At 42.0% G+C, this 16,805-nt stretch carries 16 protein-coding genes and 2 pseudogenes; 16 read left to right on the forward strand and 2 right to left on the reverse strand.

The window, feature by feature from the left end:
- The first annotated feature begins 14 nt into the window (after nt 1-14).
- The 7 genes from KXD37_RS02915 to pstB (KXD37_RS02945) all read left to right on the forward strand — a co-directional run bounded on the left by KXD37_RS02915 (nt 15) and on the right by pstB (KXD37_RS02945) (nt 8,134).
- Entirely contained in the window at nt 15-1,307 is a 1,293-nt protein-coding gene (locus KXD37_RS02915) for an MFS transporter (protein ID WP_024122070.1), read from the forward strand.
- A gap of 113 nt (nt 1,308-1,420) precedes the next feature.
- Nucleotides 1,421-3,571 carry a penicillin-binding protein 2A gene (gene pbpA / locus KXD37_RS02920; RefSeq protein ID WP_095713286.1) on the forward strand — a complete coding sequence of 717 codons (2,151 nt, stop codon included), beginning with the start codon at nt 1,421-1,423 and terminating at the stop codon, nt 3,569-3,571.
- 155 nt (nt 3,572-3,726) lie between these two features.
- The gene (locus KXD37_RS02925) at nt 3,727-4,629 is read left to right on the forward strand and encodes a phosphate ABC transporter substrate-binding protein (RefSeq protein ID WP_024122068.1); all 903 of its coding nucleotides are present in this window, start codon (nt 3,727-3,729) and stop codon (nt 4,627-4,629) included.
- A gap of 68 nt (nt 4,630-4,697) precedes the next feature.
- Nucleotides 4,698-5,627, forward strand: coding sequence for a phosphate ABC transporter permease subunit PstC (pstC, locus tag KXD37_RS02930; protein ID WP_024122067.1), 930 nt, complete (start codon nt 4,698-4,700; stop codon nt 5,625-5,627).
- Nucleotides 5,627-6,511, forward strand: a complete 885-nt coding sequence (pstA, locus tag KXD37_RS02935; RefSeq protein WP_263463232.1) for a phosphate ABC transporter permease PstA — start codon at nt 5,627-5,629, stop codon at nt 6,509-6,511. Before pstC ends, pstA begins: the two co-directional genes overlap by 1 nt.
- Before the next feature lie 20 nt (nt 6,512-6,531).
- Nucleotides 6,532-7,341, forward strand: coding sequence for a phosphate ABC transporter ATP-binding protein PstB (gene pstB / locus KXD37_RS02940; RefSeq protein WP_127696765.1), 810 nt, complete (start codon nt 6,532-6,534; stop codon nt 7,339-7,341).
- A 10-nt stretch (nt 7,342-7,351) separates the two neighbouring features.
- Nucleotides 7,352-8,134 (forward strand): phosphate ABC transporter ATP-binding protein PstB, encoded by a 783-nt coding sequence (pstB, locus tag KXD37_RS02945; RefSeq protein ID WP_024122064.1) that lies wholly within the window; start codon nt 7,352-7,354, stop codon nt 8,132-8,134.
- A gap of 30 nt (nt 8,135-8,164) precedes the next feature.
- Here pstB (KXD37_RS02945) and KXD37_RS02950 read toward each other — a convergent pair whose 3' ends face one another.
- Together KXD37_RS02950 and KXD37_RS02955 are read right to left on the reverse strand one after the other, a co-directional pair.
- The gene (locus KXD37_RS02950; RefSeq protein ID WP_106020104.1) at nt 8,165-8,626 is read right to left on the reverse strand and encodes an endolytic transglycosylase MltG; all 462 of its coding nucleotides are present in this window, start codon (nt 8,624-8,626) and stop codon (nt 8,165-8,167) included.
- Nucleotides 8,623-8,976, reverse strand: a complete 354-nt coding sequence (locus KXD37_RS02955; RefSeq protein WP_010334943.1) for a hypothetical protein — start codon at nt 8,974-8,976, stop codon at nt 8,623-8,625. Before KXD37_RS02955 ends, KXD37_RS02950 begins: the two co-directional genes overlap by 4 nt.
- A gap of 179 nt (nt 8,977-9,155) precedes the next feature.
- On the opposite strand from KXD37_RS02955, the gene KXD37_RS02960 reads away from it, so the two are divergent.
- The 9 genes and pseudogenes from KXD37_RS02960 (at nt 9,156) to KXD37_RS03000 (ending at nt 16,792) form a co-directional block, all read left to right on the forward strand.
- The gene (locus tag KXD37_RS02960) at nt 9,156-9,626 is read left to right on the forward strand and encodes a hypothetical protein (protein WP_223203881.1); all 471 of its coding nucleotides are present in this window, start codon (nt 9,156-9,158) and stop codon (nt 9,624-9,626) included.
- On the forward strand, nt 9,623-10,708 hold the full coding sequence (locus KXD37_RS02965) for a glycosyltransferase family 4 protein (protein WP_106020103.1): 1,086 nt from the start codon (nt 9,623-9,625) through the stop codon (nt 10,706-10,708). Before KXD37_RS02960 ends, KXD37_RS02965 begins: the two co-directional genes overlap by 4 nt.
- Before the next feature lie 84 nt (nt 10,709-10,792).
- Nucleotides 10,793-10,942: a 50S ribosomal protein L33 gene (gene rpmG, locus KXD37_RS02970; protein WP_003153056.1), complete on the forward strand. Its 150-nt coding sequence runs from the start codon at nt 10,793-10,795 to the stop codon at nt 10,940-10,942.
- Between the two features lie 82 nt (nt 10,943-11,024).
- Nucleotides 11,025-11,588 (forward strand): 5-formyltetrahydrofolate cyclo-ligase, encoded by a 564-nt coding sequence (locus KXD37_RS02975; protein ID WP_103672276.1) that lies wholly within the window; start codon nt 11,025-11,027, stop codon nt 11,586-11,588.
- A 66-nt stretch (nt 11,589-11,654) separates the two neighbouring features.
- Nucleotides 11,655-11,828, forward strand: coding sequence for a hypothetical protein (locus KXD37_RS02980; RefSeq protein ID WP_024122059.1), 174 nt, complete (start codon nt 11,655-11,657; stop codon nt 11,826-11,828).
- Nucleotides 11,829-11,916: 88 nt separating this feature from the next.
- Nucleotides 11,917-13,439, forward strand: a pseudogene (gene yqgP, locus KXD37_RS02985) (rhomboid protease YqgP).
- Nucleotides 13,440-13,565: 126 nt separating this feature from the next.
- Nucleotides 13,566-13,782, forward strand: a pseudogene (locus KXD37_RS02990) (YqgQ family protein).
- Between the two features lie 10 nt (nt 13,783-13,792).
- Nucleotides 13,793-14,758, forward strand: coding sequence for a glucose kinase GlcK (gene glcK / locus KXD37_RS02995; protein ID WP_044154564.1), 966 nt, complete (start codon nt 13,793-13,795; stop codon nt 14,756-14,758).
- Between the two features lie 117 nt (nt 14,759-14,875).
- Nucleotides 14,876-16,792, forward strand: coding sequence for an LTA synthase family protein (locus KXD37_RS03000; protein ID WP_188323135.1), 1,917 nt, complete (start codon nt 14,876-14,878; stop codon nt 16,790-16,792).
- Nucleotides 16,793-16,805 lie beyond the last annotated feature (13 nt).

A 16,805-nucleotide genomic window follows, 5' to 3' on the forward strand; every position in this document is an offset into this window, starting at 1 on the left:
AAGGGGAGTCAGTAATGAGCAAACTAAAAAAGGTAATTGGAGATGTAAATGTAAATAAAGGATTACTTCTTCTGCTGACCGTTGGCGGTCTTTACTCGTTAGGAATTGCGCTTTCCAATACATTTGTGAATGTGTATCTCTGGAAGCAGTCAGGGAAATTTATTGATTTGGCGATATACAACTTATCGATTGTGACGATGCAGCCGATAACATTTTATTTAGCTGGCCGATTAGCCAAAAAAATAGACCGGGTTTTCATTCTTAGATTTGGAGTGATTTTTTTAGCAGCATTTTATTTAAGTGTGCTGCTGGCTGGAGAAACTGCAGCATCACGTCTTGTTCTCATCGGAGCGGTGCTCGGAGTAGGCTATGGATTTTACTGGCTCGCGTTTAATGTGCTCACCTTTGAAATAACAGAGCCTGATACGCGGGATTTTTTCAACGGCTTTATGGGCATCCTGTCCTCATCCGCAGGAATGATTGGTCCGATTGTTGCAGGATTTGTCATCTCAAGGCTTGAAAATAATACGGGTTACACTGTCATTTTCAGTCTCTCCCTCAGTTTATTTGCACTGGCTGTCGTGATGAGCTTCTTCCTAAAACGGAGAGAATCAAAGGGCCAATTTATGCTGAGTAAGGTATTTGGAGAACGCCACACTAATATGAACTGGCGGCGAATTACAAATGCGCATTTTTTTCAGGGCTTGAGAGAAGGGATTTTCGTCTTTTTAATCAGTGTTTTTGTGTTTATTGAGACAAACAGCGAACTGGCCCTCGGAACCTTTGGTCTCGTCAACTCCGCTGTTTCCTTTTTTGCCTATTATTTTGCATCAAGGCTGATTAAGAAAAAGGCCCGTAAAAAATCAATTTTGCTGGGCGGCCTTATTTTGTATGGTGCGCTGTTTTTGATACTCTTTCATATGAGCTTTACGACATTATTGACGTACGGCGTGTTTATTGCGATCGGCTATCCTCTTTTGCTCGTGCCTTATGTATCGCTTACATATGATGTCATAGGACGGGCCAGACATGCCAGAAAAGCGAGAATTGAATATATCGTGCTGAGAGAAATGTTTTTAAACGCCGGCAGAATTGTTTCGATTTTATGCTTTCTCCTTATCGTGGCCCTTTTTAAAGAAGATATGGGTATACCGTTGTCGCTTGCCATCTTGGGCATCGGGCATCCGCTCATTTATTACTTTGTCAAGGATATTCGTTTTAAAGAGAAAGAAGAGGAAAATGAAACTATGGAAGAAGACGGCCACAAACGGGTGACTGAACCGAACCTTTTAAAAGGCGAAAGATAATTTTTTGGCAATAAGGGGTTATCTGTAGAAAAAAGTCGAAAAAACCTTTAAAATGAAAAATGGCACTCTTACTTGAGTGTCTTTTCTTTCTGTAAATAGAAAAAGGTGATGTTATGAGGAGAAATAAACAAAAAAAGCAAAATCATAAAGAGAAAAAGAAGTCGCTTCCAATCCGGCTGAATATTTTATTTTTGGCCGCTTTTGTTATATTCACCTGGATTATTGTGGAGCTTGGCATTAAGCAGATCGTTCAAGGCGATGATTACAAAAATCAAGCCAATCAGCAGGAACAAAGTGAAGTCAGCTCGGCGGTGCCGCGCGGGAAAATTTATGATCGGAATTTTAATGCCATTGTAACAAATAAGGCTTTAAATGCGATTACATACACCAGATCTAAATCTACAACGCAAGAACAGCGTTTGAAAATCGCAAAAAAGCTGGCAGATATGATTAAAGTCGACACAAAAAAAGTAACAGAACGGGATAAAAAAGATTATTGGATTTTGACTAGACCAAAAGAAGCGAAAAAGCTGATTACTTCTAAGGAAAGACAGCAGGTAGAAAATAAAAAATTATCAGATGATGATTTATACCAGCTCCAGCTAAAACGGATTACTGATAAGCAGCTGAATGAATTGACTGATAAAGACATGCAGATTCTCGCCATTAAAAGACAGATGGACTCCGGATATGCGTTAACACCGCAATACATCAAAAATGAAGATGTTTCAGCGAAAGAAATGGCAGTTGTAAGTGAACATTTAGATGAACTGCCGGGTGTTGATGTCACATCAGACTGGGAACGTGAATATCCGTATAAAAATCTTCTCCGCTCAGTGCTCGGAAGTGTTTCCAGCTCTGATGAAGGATTGCCGTCAAATCTGCTCGACCATTATTTATCGCTCGGCTACAGCAGAAACGACAGGGTTGGTAAAAGTTATCTGGAATATCAATACGAAAGCCTTTTGCAGGGGCAAAAAGCGAAGGTGGAAAATATCACAGATTCAAACGGCAATGTAACGGGAACGAAGACCGTTTCTGAAGGGAAAGCCGGTAAAGATCTCGTGCTTACAATTGATATTGACTTGCAAAAATCAGTTGAAAAAATTATCGAGAAAAATCTCAAATCTGCTAAAGCAAGACCAAGTACTGAATTGTTAGACCGGGCATTTGTCGTCATGATGGACCCGAGAAACGGTGAAGTGCTGACGATGGCGGGTAAGCAGATTAAAACAGAAAACGGGAAATATAAAATTGATGATTACGCACTAGGGAATATGACATCATCTTATGCTATGGGATCAGCTGTCAAAGGTGCAACTGTACTGACAGGTCTTCAAACCGGTGCCATCAATCTGAATACAGTTTTTCAGGATGAACCATTATATATTGGTCAGGATAAAAACGGTAAAAAATCGTGGACTACTTTGGGACCTGTTAATATTCAAAGAGCCTTAGAGCAGTCTTCAAACGTATTCATGTTTAAAACTGCAATCGCACTTGGAAAAGGTGAATATAAACCGCATCAAGCTTTACCGATTGATACGACGGCTTTTGATACGTTCCGGAATTATTTCAGTCAATTTGGACTTGGTGTAAAAACTGGGATTGACCTTCCAAATGAAATGACAGGCTATAAAGGAACAAGCAGATTGACGGGATTCTTGCTAGACTATGCTATCGGCCAATATGATACGTATACACCGCTCGAACTAGCACAATATGTATCAACAATCGCAAATGGTGGCTACCGCTTGAAACCTCAGCTTGTAAAAGAAGTAAGGGAACCTGATGCAGAAAAAGGAATCGGGGCGGTCGTACAATCTGTTCAGCCTGAAGTGCTGAATAAAGTGGACATGAAAAGCGATTATATTAAAGAGGTTCAAGCCGGGTTTAGACGAGTCGCGACTAAAGGAACTGCGGCAAGTCAATTTGCTTCAGCATCTTATAAACCTGCTGCTAAAACAGGAACAGCACAATCGTTCTATGACGGACCAAATAAATCAAAAACAGGTGAAAGTACTTATAATACAACACTTGTTGCTTATGCGCCTGCTGATAACCCTGAGGTTGCCATCTCTGTTGTAGTTCCTTGGGCTTATGTAGATTACAGCGCTAAATATACCATTACGAACGAAATCGGCAGAGAAGTATTGGATAAATATTTTGAGCTGAAATCGAAGCAGGACAAAGAAGATACTCAGCAAAAAAATAAAGACAAAATTGAAGAAAAAGCAGAAAACACAACGTCTTCTGATAACTAAACAGAAACGCCCACATCATGTGGGCGTTTTTTTTTATACAAAAAAATGCACGGATTTACAAAACCTTAACATTCGATTTAAACCTATTTTACATAGAACCTTTACTCTATACGTGTAGGACAAATTACACATTATACGCAGGGGGAATTCAGGAAATGAAAAAAAACAAATTGGTGCTTATGCTTCTGATGGCTGCTTTTATGATGATTGCAGCTGCATGCGGAAACGCAGGAGAAAGTGAAAAAACAAATAGCGGCTCTGCAAAAGGAGAAGAAAAGGCATCAGGTTCTTTAACCATTTCTGGTTCATCGGCCATGCAGCCATTAGTACTTGCAGCTGCAGAAAAATTTATGGAAGAAAACCCTGATGCTGATATACAGGTACAAGCAGGGGGGTCTGGAACAGGGCTTTCTCAAGTCTCTGAAGGAGCTGTTCAAATCGGAAATTCAGATGTTTTCGCTGAAGAAAAAGAAGGTATCGACGCAAAAGCGCTTGTAGATCATCAAGTTGCAGTAGTCGGTATGGCAGCGGCTGTAAACCCTGATACAGGTGTAAAAGATATCTCAAAAGATGAATTGAAAAAAATCTTCACTGGCAAAATCAAAAACTGGAAAGAGCTTGGCGGGAAGGACCAAAAAATTACGCTTGTAAACCGTCCTGATTCTTCAGGTACACGTGCTACATTTGTAAAATACGCGCTTGACGGAGAAGAACCAGCAGAAGGCATTACTGAGGATTCTTCCAACACTGTGAAAAAAATCATTGCTGATACTCCGGGAGCGATTGGATATCTTGCATTCTCATATTTAACAGATGACAAGGTAACAGCTTTATCTATTGACGGTGTGAAGCCGGAAGCGAAAAACGTTACTACTGGAGAATATCCAATCTGGGCTTATCAGCATTCTTATACAAAAGGCGAAGCGAAAGATCTAGCGAAAGAATTTCTTGATTATCTAAAGAGTGAAGACATTCAAAAAAGCATTGTAACTGACCAAGGGTACATTCCGGTGACTGATATGAAAGTGACTCGCGATGCCAAAGGGAAGCAAAGCTGATCTAAATAAAAAGAGGAGTGCGGAGACTTCCGTTTCTCCTCTTAACACATTCATAGGAGTGTAAAACAATGATAAACAATAGAGAAAATATGTCTGTGAGCGAACGTTTAATCAGCTCTAGGCAAAATAGGCAATTGGATGAAGTTCGGGGAAGAATGATCGTGACAGCCTGCGCGCTTATAATGATAGCGGCATCTGTGGCGATCACTATTTTCCTCGGCATTAAGGGGCTGCAATCTTTTCTTGTAAATGGTGTAAGCCCAATTGAATTCTTAACGAGTCTGAATTGGAACCCTACAGATTCTGATCCGAAATACGGAGTGCTGCCTTTTATCTTTGGCTCATTTGCAGTAACGATTCTCTCCGCTCTCATTGCTGCGCCGCTCGGCATAGCAGGTGCGATCTTTATGACAGAAATTGCGCCGAATTGGGGGAAGAAAGTGCTGCAGCCGGTGATCGAATTATTGGTCGGCATCCCATCTGTTGTTTATGGATTCATAGGTCTTACAGTATTGGTGCCTTTTATTGCTCAGTTCAAAACGAGCGGAACAGGACACAGTTTATTGGCGGGAACGATTGTGCTTTCCATTATGATTCTGCCGACGATCACATCTATCTCAGCCGATGCGATGGCATCACTTCCGAAAAGCTTAAGAGAAGGTTCTTACGCTCTCGGTGCGACAAGATGGCAGACCATTAGAAAAGTGCTCATCCCTGCAGCTTTTCCGACATTAATGACTGCCGTTGTCCTAGGTATGGCGCGTGCGTTTGGTGAGGCTCTGGCTGTCCAAATGGTCATTGGAAATACAAGAGTATTGCCTGAAAGTCTGTTTGACACCGCAGGAACATTGACAACCATTATTACGCTGAATATGGGCCATACCACATACGGAAGCGTTGAAAATAATACACTGTGGTCAATGGGACTTGTTCTGCTGGTGATGTCATTCTTATTCATCCTGCTTATTCGCTACTTGTCATCTAGGAGGAAAGTGTAATGAACCGCAAATTAATAGATAAACTGGCGACTGGAATGTTCGGTTTATGCGCAGCCATTATCGCCGCGATTCTAGTCGGTCTGTTTTCCTATATTATTATTAACGGTGTTTCTCAGCTCAGCTTTGATTTTATTACGACAAAATCAAGCGCCATTGCCGCAGGAGGCGGGATACGAGACCAGCTGTTTAACTCCTTTTATATTCTGTTTATCACGATGCTGATTACCATCCCGCTCGGAGTGGGCGGCGGAGTGTTCATGGCGGAATACGCGCCTAACAACAAAGTGACAGATTTTATCAGAACGTGTATTGAGGTCCTTTCATCTCTTCCATCAATTGTCATTGGAATGTTCGGCTTACTGATGTTTGTTAACCTGACAGGCTGGGGATATACGATCATAGGCGGGGCGCTGGCATTAACGGTCTTTAATCTTCCTGTTATGGTGCGTGTGACAGAAGACGCGGTCCGTTCAGTCCCTAAAGATTTGAAGGAAGCATCGCTCGCTTTAGGTGTTTCTCGATGGCATACCGTAAAAACTGTTTTAATACCAAGTGCGATCCCTTCCATCATTACAGGTGCCATTTTAGCGTCAGGAAGGGTGTTCGGGGAAGCGGCGGCTTTATTATTTACAGCAGGGCTTACAACGCCGCGCCTCAATTTTGCAGAGTGGAATCCGTTTTCTGAAACATCGCCGCTTAATATTTTCAGACCCGCTGAAACACTTGCGGTCCACATTTGGAACGTAAATACGCAAGGGATGATTCCGGATGCTGAAGCGATTGCCAACGGCGGTTCTGCAGTGCTGGTGATTTCAGTCCTAGTCTTCAATCTCGCGGCGAGATGGCTTGGAACAATAATCTATAAAAAGCTTACGGCAAATTAGACCGGAAAGAGGCGAAAACAATGTCTGAACAAATGGTAAAAGAAAAGCCTGAGAGTGCGGTTATGCTTCCTCAGCAGCAAAATGTGCTCGAGGTGAAGGATCTGTCTATTTTCTACGGAAACAAACAGGCCGTTCGTCACGTGAATATGGAGATTGAAAAAAATGCGGTGACTGCTTTGATCGGGCCGTCAGGATGCGGCAAATCTACTTTTCTTAGAAATATTAACCGCATGAATGACTTAATTCCTTCTGCAAGAAGCGAAGGTGAAATTTTGTATGAAGGATTAAATATACTGGGAAGCAATATTAACGTTGTCAGCTTAAGAAGAGAAATCGGCATGGTCTTCCAAAAGCCGAATCCATTTCCAAAATCGATCTACCATAATATCACGCATGCATTAAAATATGCCGGAGAGCGGAACAAATCAGTGCTCGATGACATCGTGGAAGAAAGCTTAACAAAAGCGGCGCTCTGGGATGAAGTAAAGGACCGTTTGCATTCATCTGCACTTTCGTTATCAGGCGGTCAGCAGCAGCGTTTATGTATTGCCAGAACGCTCGCGATGAAGCCGGCCGTTCTTCTTCTTGATGAACCTGCTTCAGCGCTAGATCCGATTTCGAATGCGAAAATAGAAGAATTGATTACGGAATTGAAAAGCGAATACTCAATTATTATTGTCACTCACAATATGCAGCAGGCTTTGCGGGTGTCTGACCGGACGGCTTTCTTTTTAAACGGCGAGATCGTTGAATACGGACAAACCGAACAAATTTTCACAAGTCCGAAGCAGCAAAAAACAGAGGATTACATTAACGGGAAATTCGGATAGGAGGCTGGCAATGAGTATTGCTACCGAAGCTGTAAAGAAACAGGAAGTATATCAAGTCAACGGAATGAATTTATGGTATGGGGAAAACCATGCCTTGAAAAATATCAATTTGAGCATTAATCAAAACGAAGTCACGGCGATTATCGGGCCGTCAGGATGCGGCAAATCGACATTTATTAAAACATTGAATTTAATGATTCAGATGACGCCGAATGTAAAGCTTGCGGGTGAGCTGAACTATAATGGCAGCAACATTTTAAAGGATAAAGTCGATATCGTAGATCTACGCAAAAATATCGGCATGGTATTTCAGAAAGGAAACCCGTTTCCGCAATCAATTTTTGATAATGTTGCTTACGGACCGAGAGTTCACGGCATCAAAAATAAAAAGAAGCTGCAAGACATTGTAGAAAAGTCATTAAAAGACGTGGCGCTGTGGGATGAGGTGAAGGATCGTTTGCATTCATCTGCACTCTCATTATCAGGCGGCCAGCAGCAGCGTCTCTGTATCGCCAGAGCTCTTGCGACAAATCCTGATATTTTGCTGATGGATGAGCCGACATCTGCGCTAGATCCAATTTCGACGAGAAAAATTGAAGAGCTCATTCTTCAGCTGAAAAATAAATACACCATCGTTATCGTGACGCACAACATGCAGCAGGCAGCGAGGGTTTCTGATCAAACTGCATTTTTCTACATGGGTGAGCTTGTTGAATGCGACAATACAAATAAAATGTTCTCTCAGCCGAGAGATCAAAGAACACTCGATTATATTACAGGGAAATTCGGATAAAAAAAACAGGCTGTTACATAGCCTGTTTTTTTATCGTGTTAATGTTTTAACGATCTTTTTGAAGGTCATATCTGATTTAACTTTAAATTCTCCGGCACGAATCTCCTTGTGATACCCAGCGTCGATCACGTAGTCATTAAAGTCCTTAGCTGAAGAAATAATGCCTTCTTTTTCAAGAATAGCTGATACATCTGCGGTGCTCATGCCGTCTTTAATGATGAGCTTGTACGTTTTTACTTTGTTTTTCGAGTCTGAGCTGCTGTCATCGCTCAGAGATTTCTCTTTTGAGTCGAGAAGCTTTTGATATTCATCACGGTTAACAGAAACCATTTTTTTAGAATCGAGATAATTGTTCACGTCCTGCTCGGTTACTGTTTTTTGTTCTTTTACAGCAGCGGCTTGATCTTCATCTGTCAGATAAAAAACACTTGCGAGAACGGCTGTCGCTAATATGATACCGCCGGCAAATGCCTGAATGCCTCGTTTTGTCATACGAGCACCTTCTCATTATCTTTTATAATCGTATTCACGTCTTCTACTGATACATGCTCAGCTTTAGCAATTGCTTCAGCTGACATGCCGTTATTATATTTAGAAAGTATTTGTTTGGCGATCTTTTGATTGATGCCGCTGTTCTTTGCTTTGCGGATCACAAGGTTTGTTTCAAGTAATTCTTCCTCAAGCACTGTCATTTTCTTTTTGAGCTTATAAATTTCCTGCATAGCAGAAAGCTGCAATGTTTCAAGCTCCTGCTCGACATCTTTCATCGGATCTCGTTGAGAATATGAGAATGCAATTAGCGCTATACTGACGATAAACAACGCAATAATAGCAATTTCCACGTTTCATCACCTTCTATTCTTTTTTTATCCTTCTTTTTTATACCATAAAACAAGTGGATTCTAAAGGAATTCGCGAAAAAAACGAGTTTTTGTCGAGAAATCTTTCTTTTCTTCCTTTATGGGTAATGGTTTAATAGGATCACCGAGCCAATGGAAGGAAAGGAGAATGTGAGAAGCCTATGGACAAACACTCATTTCCCCATAACATTCGAAGCGGGATTCCTTTTTTTAGGGACATATTCGACATGAACATCCAAAACTCTCACACATTGACAGTCCGATGGAATCTTTCAGTTGAGACGATGAAACTGGCGGAAACCGTGCTTTTCGAAAAAGCGCCGGACATGATAAAAGAAATCCGTATTTTCGTGAAAAGAAACGGTATAGAAGCTGTCAGGACGAAACGCATAAAACGGGGCAAAGGGAAATGGATCATTGTTCAGGTGCCTGGTCATGCTTTATATCGCGCAGAATGCAGAATACTGAATTCAATGAATGTTTCTCTCAAACTAGCTGAAACAGAGGACATCTTTCTTGCAGAAAACGGTGTCAGCGACATAAACAGTTTCCGCAATGCAGAAATACATACCAGGTGGGAGGAGCAATTTTCTGCTTATACCTGCTATCGCACTGAGGGAAAAGGGAAATGAACATCCTTATGCTTTCATTCGAGCATCCTAATAAACCGAAAAGCGGGCTTGGCGTTCATTTGAGCCGTCTTATTTCTTATTTAAATCCGCATATCAAAATAACGGTATGCGTTCCAAGCGGTAAGCTATGTTCCAATGCGAATGTTGAAGACTTTATAGCTGATGTCAATGTCAGAATGGTTCAACAAGTGTTGTCATGCAATGAACGCTTTGATCTGATTCATGCCCATGATGACATGACGGCTCCTGCCGCTCATTATTTGAAAAAGCAGCTTGGCATTCCGCTTGCTGCAACGATCCACGGGCTTGAAAGCAGAAGGAAGCGTGCATGCAAAGAAACGCCTCATCCGTACAGGCTGCTGACGGAGAGGCTCCTCCTTGAAATTTCCGACGAACTGATTGTGTTAAGCAGTTTTATGAAGAGATCGATGAATAAGGCGTATCCGTTTCGTGAAAAAATAACCGTCATCCCAAGCCCTCTGTCTCTGCAGGCAAAAAGTGGCCTAGCTGAAAGGATCATTCATAAAAGATACTTGTTTTCGTTTGGAAGGTTTGTTCCGGAAAAAGGGTTTTCACAGCTGTTGAAGGTATTTTCTATTCTGAACAAATGCCGGCCTGACCTTCAGTTGGTGCTAGCTGGACAAGGCCCGTTTCTGGCTGCCTATAAGAAACTGGCTGAGCAATTGAGCATAAAGGAAAGTGTAATGTTTTATCCTTTTTTAAATAGAAGAGAGATCGTGACGTTACTGTCTCAATGTGAAATGGCTGTTTTCCCAAGCTTTTATGAACCCTTTGGGCTCGCTGCACAAGAAAGCATGGAACAAGGCGTGCTGACAGCTGTTTCACAGTCGGGCGGTTTTTGTGACTTTGCCGTTCATGACAAAACTGCAATTGCTGCTGATTTTTCGCAAGAACGGGAAGCGGCCGATAGGCTTCACAACATATTAATAGATGAAGAAAAGGCCCGCCGGATAAAAGAAGCGGGCAGAGAACAGGTGATGAAACTGCATCATCCACGGATCATCCAAGCATCATATTTGCAGCTTTATCAGCGTCTATCCAATAATTCATCATTTCATTGAAAAACATCCTAGCATTCCGTGCATTATAGTGGTATTATATATAAGTCTGAATAAGTAAATGATATTTAGTTTGGAGGGAAAACAATGCGCGTTAATATTACTTTGGCTTGCACAGAATGTGGTGAGCGTAACTATATTTCTAAAAAGAACAAACGCAACAATCCAGACCGCGTTGAATTTAAAAAATATTGCCCACGTGATAAAAAATCTACGTTACACCGTGAAACAAAATAACAGCATAGCTGTTTGAGGTGTAAGAAAAAAGCCAGAGCTTTGAAAAAGGTTCTGGCTTTTTTCTATTCCGAGGGGGATGGAAATGAAATCACAATTAAGAAAAAAAACAATAGAAACGTTATCAGCGATATCGAATGAAGAACTGTCTAAGAAAACTGCGCGTATCAACAAGCATTTATTTTCACTCCAAGAATGGCAAAATGCCAGCACCATAGCCGTCACCATTTCAAGAGGGCTGGAGGTACCGACACGGCCGATCATCGAAAAAGCCTGGGGCGAAGGGAAAGAAGTTTGTATTCCAAAGTGTGATCCCGACACGAAAAGAATGCAGTTCCGCACTTTCCAAGCGGATGATCAGCTTGAAACGGTTTACGCCGGACTTCAGGAGCCAATGATTGAGAAAACGAATGAAGTGATCCAATCACAGATTGATTTGATGATCGTGCCTGGCGTATGTTTCGATGCCAACGGCTATAGGATTGGCTTTGGCGGCGGTTATTATGATCGTTATTTAAGTGATTATAAAGGGAACACAGTTTCTTTGCTTTTAGAATGCCAGCTGTATGATCACGTGCCGCATCTGTCACATGATATCCCGGTTCAAATGCTGGTTACTGAGGATCGAATCATTTCTTGCTTTTCATAGCTTTCTCGTCCCTCCGTCAAGAATAAATAAGAAAGAATAACAAACCCTAATGGCAGGAGGGATATAATGAAAAAATTTATGATCTATGCCATTTGTGCTGTTTCTGCCGTGATGTTTTACCAAAACCGTTACCGTCTCATGAATACCGTGCTCAGCCAGCCGGGAATCAGACGGTCCTTTATTCATCTTTTTTTAAGAATTCCGTTTATCCGCAATAAGTTTATACAGCAAGCTTTTTAAAAATCCCGTTTTCACGGGATTTTTTGCTTTTAGTAGGCGTCAAGAGCACCAGCTGTTATAATGAAAAAAAACCATTGGAGCGGTAAACATGTATTTGTTGGAGTATACATATTGGAAGATCGCGGCGCATTTAGTAAGAAGAGGGTATGGCGTCATACAATCCGGTGAATCTGATGAAATATGGCTGGAAGCACCGGACAAATCCTCTCATGATCTGATTCGCCTCTTTAAACAGAATATTGATTTTCGCCAAGAAATTGCAAGGGACATAGAAGTGCAGGCGGAGCGAGTAGAGCATGTCAGGAAGTCTATCGGCAAGCGGCATTTGAAGCTGCTGAATGTGCTGATTACAGCGGAAGCCCCTGTCGATGACTGGGAGGAAATCGCTGAAAAGCCTTTTGAAAAAGGACAGGTATCCGTTGAAACGGCACTTGTGACTGGCACTTCGCTTCATGAAGATCTGCAGGCAGTTTTTCCCTCACTTGATGCTGTTGAATGGACGGAAGACCGAGACTCATTGGAACACGCGCAAATGGCGAAAGAACACTTTTTTTCACTAGTGCAGAAACAAGAGGAACAGCGAAAAAAAGAAGCGGCGTTTTTCCAGAACGGAAAACCGATCTTTACATATTTGTTCATCGCGTTGCAGCTCGTGATGTTTTTCCTGCTCGAAATAAACGGAGGCAGCACCAATACGGAGACGCTTGTTGCTTTCGGTGCTAAGGAAAACGGCCTGATTGCAGCCGGAGAATGGTGGCGCCTGCTGACGCCGATTGTGCTTCACATCGGCCTTGCGCATTTAGCCTTTAACACGCTGGCTTTATGGTCGGTTGGAACCGCTGTTGAGCGCATGTATGGATCAGGCAGATTTTTGCTGATTTATTTGGCGGCGGGTATCACGGGATCGATCGCCAGCTTCGTGTTCAGTCCGTATCCTTCAGCCGGTGCTTCAGGCGCCATATTCGGATGCTTAGGCGCATTGCTGTATGTAGCTGTGTCAAACCGAAAAATGTTTCTAAAAACGATAGGCACAAATATTATTGTTATTATCCTGATAAACCTGGGTTTTGGCTTTGCGGTCTCAAATATTGATAATTCGGGGCATATTGGCGGCTTGGCCGGCGGTTTTCTTGCTGCGGCAGCACTGGGTTTGCCAAAAGCAAAAGACTGGGGCAAAAAACTGGTGTCAGCGATTCTGCTGGCTGCCCTGGCCGGCGGGTTTCTCTCTTACGGATTGCATTCACCGTCCCATCAGGAGACAGCGCTGATCCGGCAGGCAAATGAGCTTTACCAGGAAGGGAAATATAAAGAAGTAACCGAATTGCTGAACGGTGAAGCAGAGCAGAAAGACGCTTCAGCTGATCTTCTGAAAATCCTGGCCGTTTCTGATATTCAAATCAGTGAATATGATCAGGCGATTTCTCTTTTGGAAAGAGCTGTGCAAAAAGAGCCTAAAGACATGCGTCCTATTACTATTTGGCATTGCTGTATGCGGAAAAAAATGAACTTGGTCAAGCTGACGAGGCAATCAGGACCGCTGTAAAGCTGAAGCCGAAGGAGAAGCGTTACATAGAACTGCAGCAGCAAATTGAAAATAATAAAAATAAATGACTGGATGAGAAAACGTTGAATTTGCCAAGGAATGAATCCCGGGTATTTTTGTCAGCGTTTTCTTCTTGACTGGCCGGTTCTTTATGACTACGCTATTTATAGTTAAGATCAAGAATGGTGAGGAATATGAATACATTTTATGATGTACAGCAGCTGTTAAAAACTTTTGGACACATTGTTTACTTTGGTGACAGAGAGCTTGAAATTGAGTTTATGCTTGATGAATTAAAGGAACTATATATAAATCATATGATTGAGAAGGAGCAGTGGGCTAAAGCGGCAGCTGTCCTTCATAAAGAGCTGGAACAAACAAAAAAACGGAAGAGATTTACGTAAAGGTTAAGGTGATAAAAATGGATGAGATATGGTTTGCGGGAATCGATCTTGGAGGAACGACGATAAAACTCGCATTTATTAATCAATATGGAGAGATTCAGCATAAATGGGAAGTGCCGACCGATAAGTCCGGTGACACCATTACCGTGACAATAGCAAAAGCGATTGACAGCAAGCTGGATGAGCTTCATAAACCGAAGCACATCGTCAAATATATAGGAATGGGCGCACCGGGGCCAGTAGATATGGCAACTGGGGTCGTTTATGAAACGGTAAATCTGGGCTGGAAAAACTATGCTTTAAAAAATCATCTGGAAACGGAAACAGGCATCCCTGCGGTTATAGAAAATGATGCGAATATTGCCGCGCTCGGAGAAATGTGGAAGGGTGCGGGTGATGGCGCAAAAGACGTCATTCTCGTTACTCTAGGCACAGGAGTTGGCGGCGGTATTATTGTGAATGGGGAGATTGTGCACGGGATAAATGGCGCTGGCGGAGAAATCGGCCATATTTGCAGCATCCCTGAAGGCGGGGCGCCGTGCAACTGCGGTAAAACAGGCTGTATTGAAACCATCGCGTCAGCAACTGGCATTGTTAGAATTGCAAAAGAGAAAATTGCAAAAGCTAAAAAGCCGACTCAATTAAAAGCATCTGATCATTTAACGGCACGAGATGTATTTGAAGCAGCAAATGAAAATGATGAATTAGCTCTTGAAGTTGTCGATTATGTAGCTAAGCATCTCGGCCTGGTGCTTGGCAATCTGGCCAGCTCGCTTAATCCGTCAAAAATTGTTCTCGGCGGCGGCGTTTCAAGAGCCGGAGAATTGCTGAGATCCAAAGTCGAGAAAACATTCCGTATATGTGCCTTTCCGCGCGCTGCGGAAGCGGCTGATATATCTATTGCGGCGCTTGGAAATGATGCGGGCGTTATCGGAGGGGCTTGGATTGCTAAGAATGAATGGCTGAAACACCAAAATTGTTAAATTTGTGAAAATGAAATTGATTTTTTGTTATGTTCAGGTTAAGATTTAATTTGATGTGTTAATGAGAATGTTGTGAATAGACTGATTTATTTGAGCGTGCTTGCATAGGAGGTTGAAATGCGAAAAACGTTTTTTTCGATGATTTCATTTATGCTGATTGCCATTTTAATGATGTGGCTGAAAACGTATGTTGTTTACAAAACCAGTTTTCATATTAAAATTGACAATCTTACGCAGGAATTTATTCTGTTTATCAACCCATTGAGCTTTTTGCTGCTTATTTTTGGCTTCAGCCTGTTTTTAAAGGGAAGAAACAGAAATCGTTACATTATTGCCATGAGTTGTGTTGTCACATTTGTTTTGCTGGCGAATATGGTTTTTTATCGTTTTTACAATGATTTCCTAACGATTCCGGTTCTTTTTCAAACAAGCAATATGGGCGATCTGGGAAGCAGCATCGGAACGCTTCTTGAGCCGACAGACCTCCTATTGGCTGTAGATATCGTGATTTTAATATGGCTTTATATGCGTCAAAAAGCCTTTCAATCAGACATCCCCTCCACGAAAAATGAACGGGCGGCATATTTTTTGTTTGTGGCTTCCGTTTATTTTTTCAACTTAGGTCTGTCTGAGGCAGAACGGCCGCAGCTATTGACACGCTCATTTGACAGAGAAATGCTCGTTAAAAATATCAGCCTGTTTAATTTTCATATTTATGACGGAGTACTTCAGTCGAAGCAATCCGCACAAAGAGCGCTGGCTGACAGCAACAGCCTGACGGAAATTGAAAACTATGTCACAGCCAATGCGAAAGATGCCAATAAGAACTTATTTGGCGCCGCAAAAGGCAGAAACGTCATACTCGTATCTCTGGAGTCGACACAAAGCTTTGTGATCAATGAAAAGGTGAACGGAAAAGAAATCACCCCGTTTTTGAATGATTTTATAAAAGAAAGCTATAACTTTAGTAATGTTTACCACCAAACCGGGCAGGGGAAAACCTCTGATTCTGAATTTATCGTTGACAATTCACTTTATCCGCTTGGACGAGGCGCTGTGTTCTTTACAAATGCGGGCAATCAATACATGGCCGCGCCGGAGATACTCAAAAATAACGGATATTATTCAGCGGTGCTCCATGCCAATAATAAAAGCTTTTGGAATCGCGACTTAATGTACGATTCATTTGGGTATGATTCATTTTTTGATATTGAATCGTATGATGTCAATGACGATAATTCAGTCGGCTGGGGGCTGAAGGATAAAGAATTTTTTGAACAGTCTTCAGAGCTGATGAAAAACCTGCCTCACCCGTTTTACTCCAGGCTGATCACACTCACGAACCACTTTCCGTTTGACCTTGATGAAGAGGACAAATTGATTGAGGAATATGATTCAAGCAGCCAAACGTTAAACAAGTATTTCCCAACTGTTCGCTATCAGGATGAGGCGCTGAAACGATTTATCGAAAAGCTGAAGGAAGACGGGTTATATGATAACTCCATTATTGTTTTATACGGTGACCATTACGGGATATCGGAAAACCATAATGAAGCGATGGGGCAGTTTTTAGGGAAAGAAATTACACCATTTGAAGAAGTGCAGCTCCAAAAAGTGCCGTTTGTCGTTCACATTCCTGGAATTACAGACAAGAAGCCGAAAACGATTGATAAGGTAGGCGGACAAATCGATATCCGGCCGACGCTGATGAATCTGTTAGGTATTGATACAAAGAACTTCATTCAATTCGGCAACGATCTGCTTTCTGACGACAAACTGGACTTTACAGTGCTGCGGGACGGAAGCTTTATCACAGACCAGATCGTGTATACTGACGGTCTATGTTATGACAAAGCGACTGGAAAGCCTTTGAAAGAGGCAAAACAATGTGAAACATTTGCAGATAAAGCGAAACAGGAGCTTTCACTTTCCGATGAAATCATTTACGGAGATTTGTTACGATTTTATGATCAGGAAAGACTGGACAATTCGTCAAAAAGAAAAGAAAAACAAATTCTTGATCAGGCCTCATGATCACAAAGTCTCC

Origin of the sequence: Bacillus sp. XT-2, assembly GCF_025696525.1 — a bacterium.
Taxonomy (GTDB): Bacteria; Bacillota; Bacilli; order Bacillales; family Bacillaceae; genus Bacillus; species Bacillus halotolerans.

Coding starts and splice junctions, on each gene's coding strand:
- KXD37_RS02915 (WP_024122070.1), top strand. CDS start 15: ATGAGCAAACTAAAAAAGGTAATTGGAGATGTAAATGTAAATAAAGGA.
- pbpA (WP_095713286.1), top strand. CDS start 1,421: ATGAGGAGAAATAAACAAAAAAAGCAAAATCATAAAGAGAAAAAGAAG.
- KXD37_RS02925 (WP_024122068.1), top strand. CDS start 3,727: ATGAAAAAAAACAAATTGGTGCTTATGCTTCTGATGGCTGCTTTTATG.
- pstC (WP_024122067.1), top strand. CDS start 4,698: ATGATAAACAATAGAGAAAATATGTCTGTGAGCGAACGTTTAATCAGC.
- pstA (WP_263463232.1), top strand. CDS start 5,627: ATGAACCGCAAATTAATAGATAAACTGGCGACTGGAATGTTCGGTTTA.
- pstB (WP_127696765.1), top strand. CDS start 6,532: ATGTCTGAACAAATGGTAAAAGAAAAGCCTGAGAGTGCGGTTATGCTT.
- pstB (WP_024122064.1), top strand. CDS start 7,352: ATGAGTATTGCTACCGAAGCTGTAAAGAAACAGGAAGTATATCAAGTC.
- KXD37_RS02950 (WP_106020104.1), bottom strand. CDS start 8,626: ATGACAAAACGAGGCATTCAGGCATTTGCCGGCGGTATCATATTAGCG.
- KXD37_RS02960 (WP_223203881.1), top strand. CDS start 9,156: ATGGACAAACACTCATTTCCCCATAACATTCGAAGCGGGATTCCTTTT.
- KXD37_RS02965 (WP_106020103.1), top strand. CDS start 9,623: ATGAACATCCTTATGCTTTCATTCGAGCATCCTAATAAACCGAAAAGC.
- rpmG (WP_003153056.1), top strand. CDS start 10,793: ATGCGCGTTAATATTACTTTGGCTTGCACAGAATGTGGTGAGCGTAAC.
- KXD37_RS02975 (WP_103672276.1), top strand. CDS start 11,025: ATGAAATCACAATTAAGAAAAAAAACAATAGAAACGTTATCAGCGATA.
- KXD37_RS02980 (WP_024122059.1), top strand. CDS start 11,655: ATGAAAAAATTTATGATCTATGCCATTTGTGCTGTTTCTGCCGTGATG.
- glcK (WP_044154564.1), top strand. CDS start 13,793: ATGGATGAGATATGGTTTGCGGGAATCGATCTTGGAGGAACGACGATA.
- KXD37_RS03000 (WP_188323135.1), top strand. CDS start 14,876: ATGCGAAAAACGTTTTTTTCGATGATTTCATTTATGCTGATTGCCATT.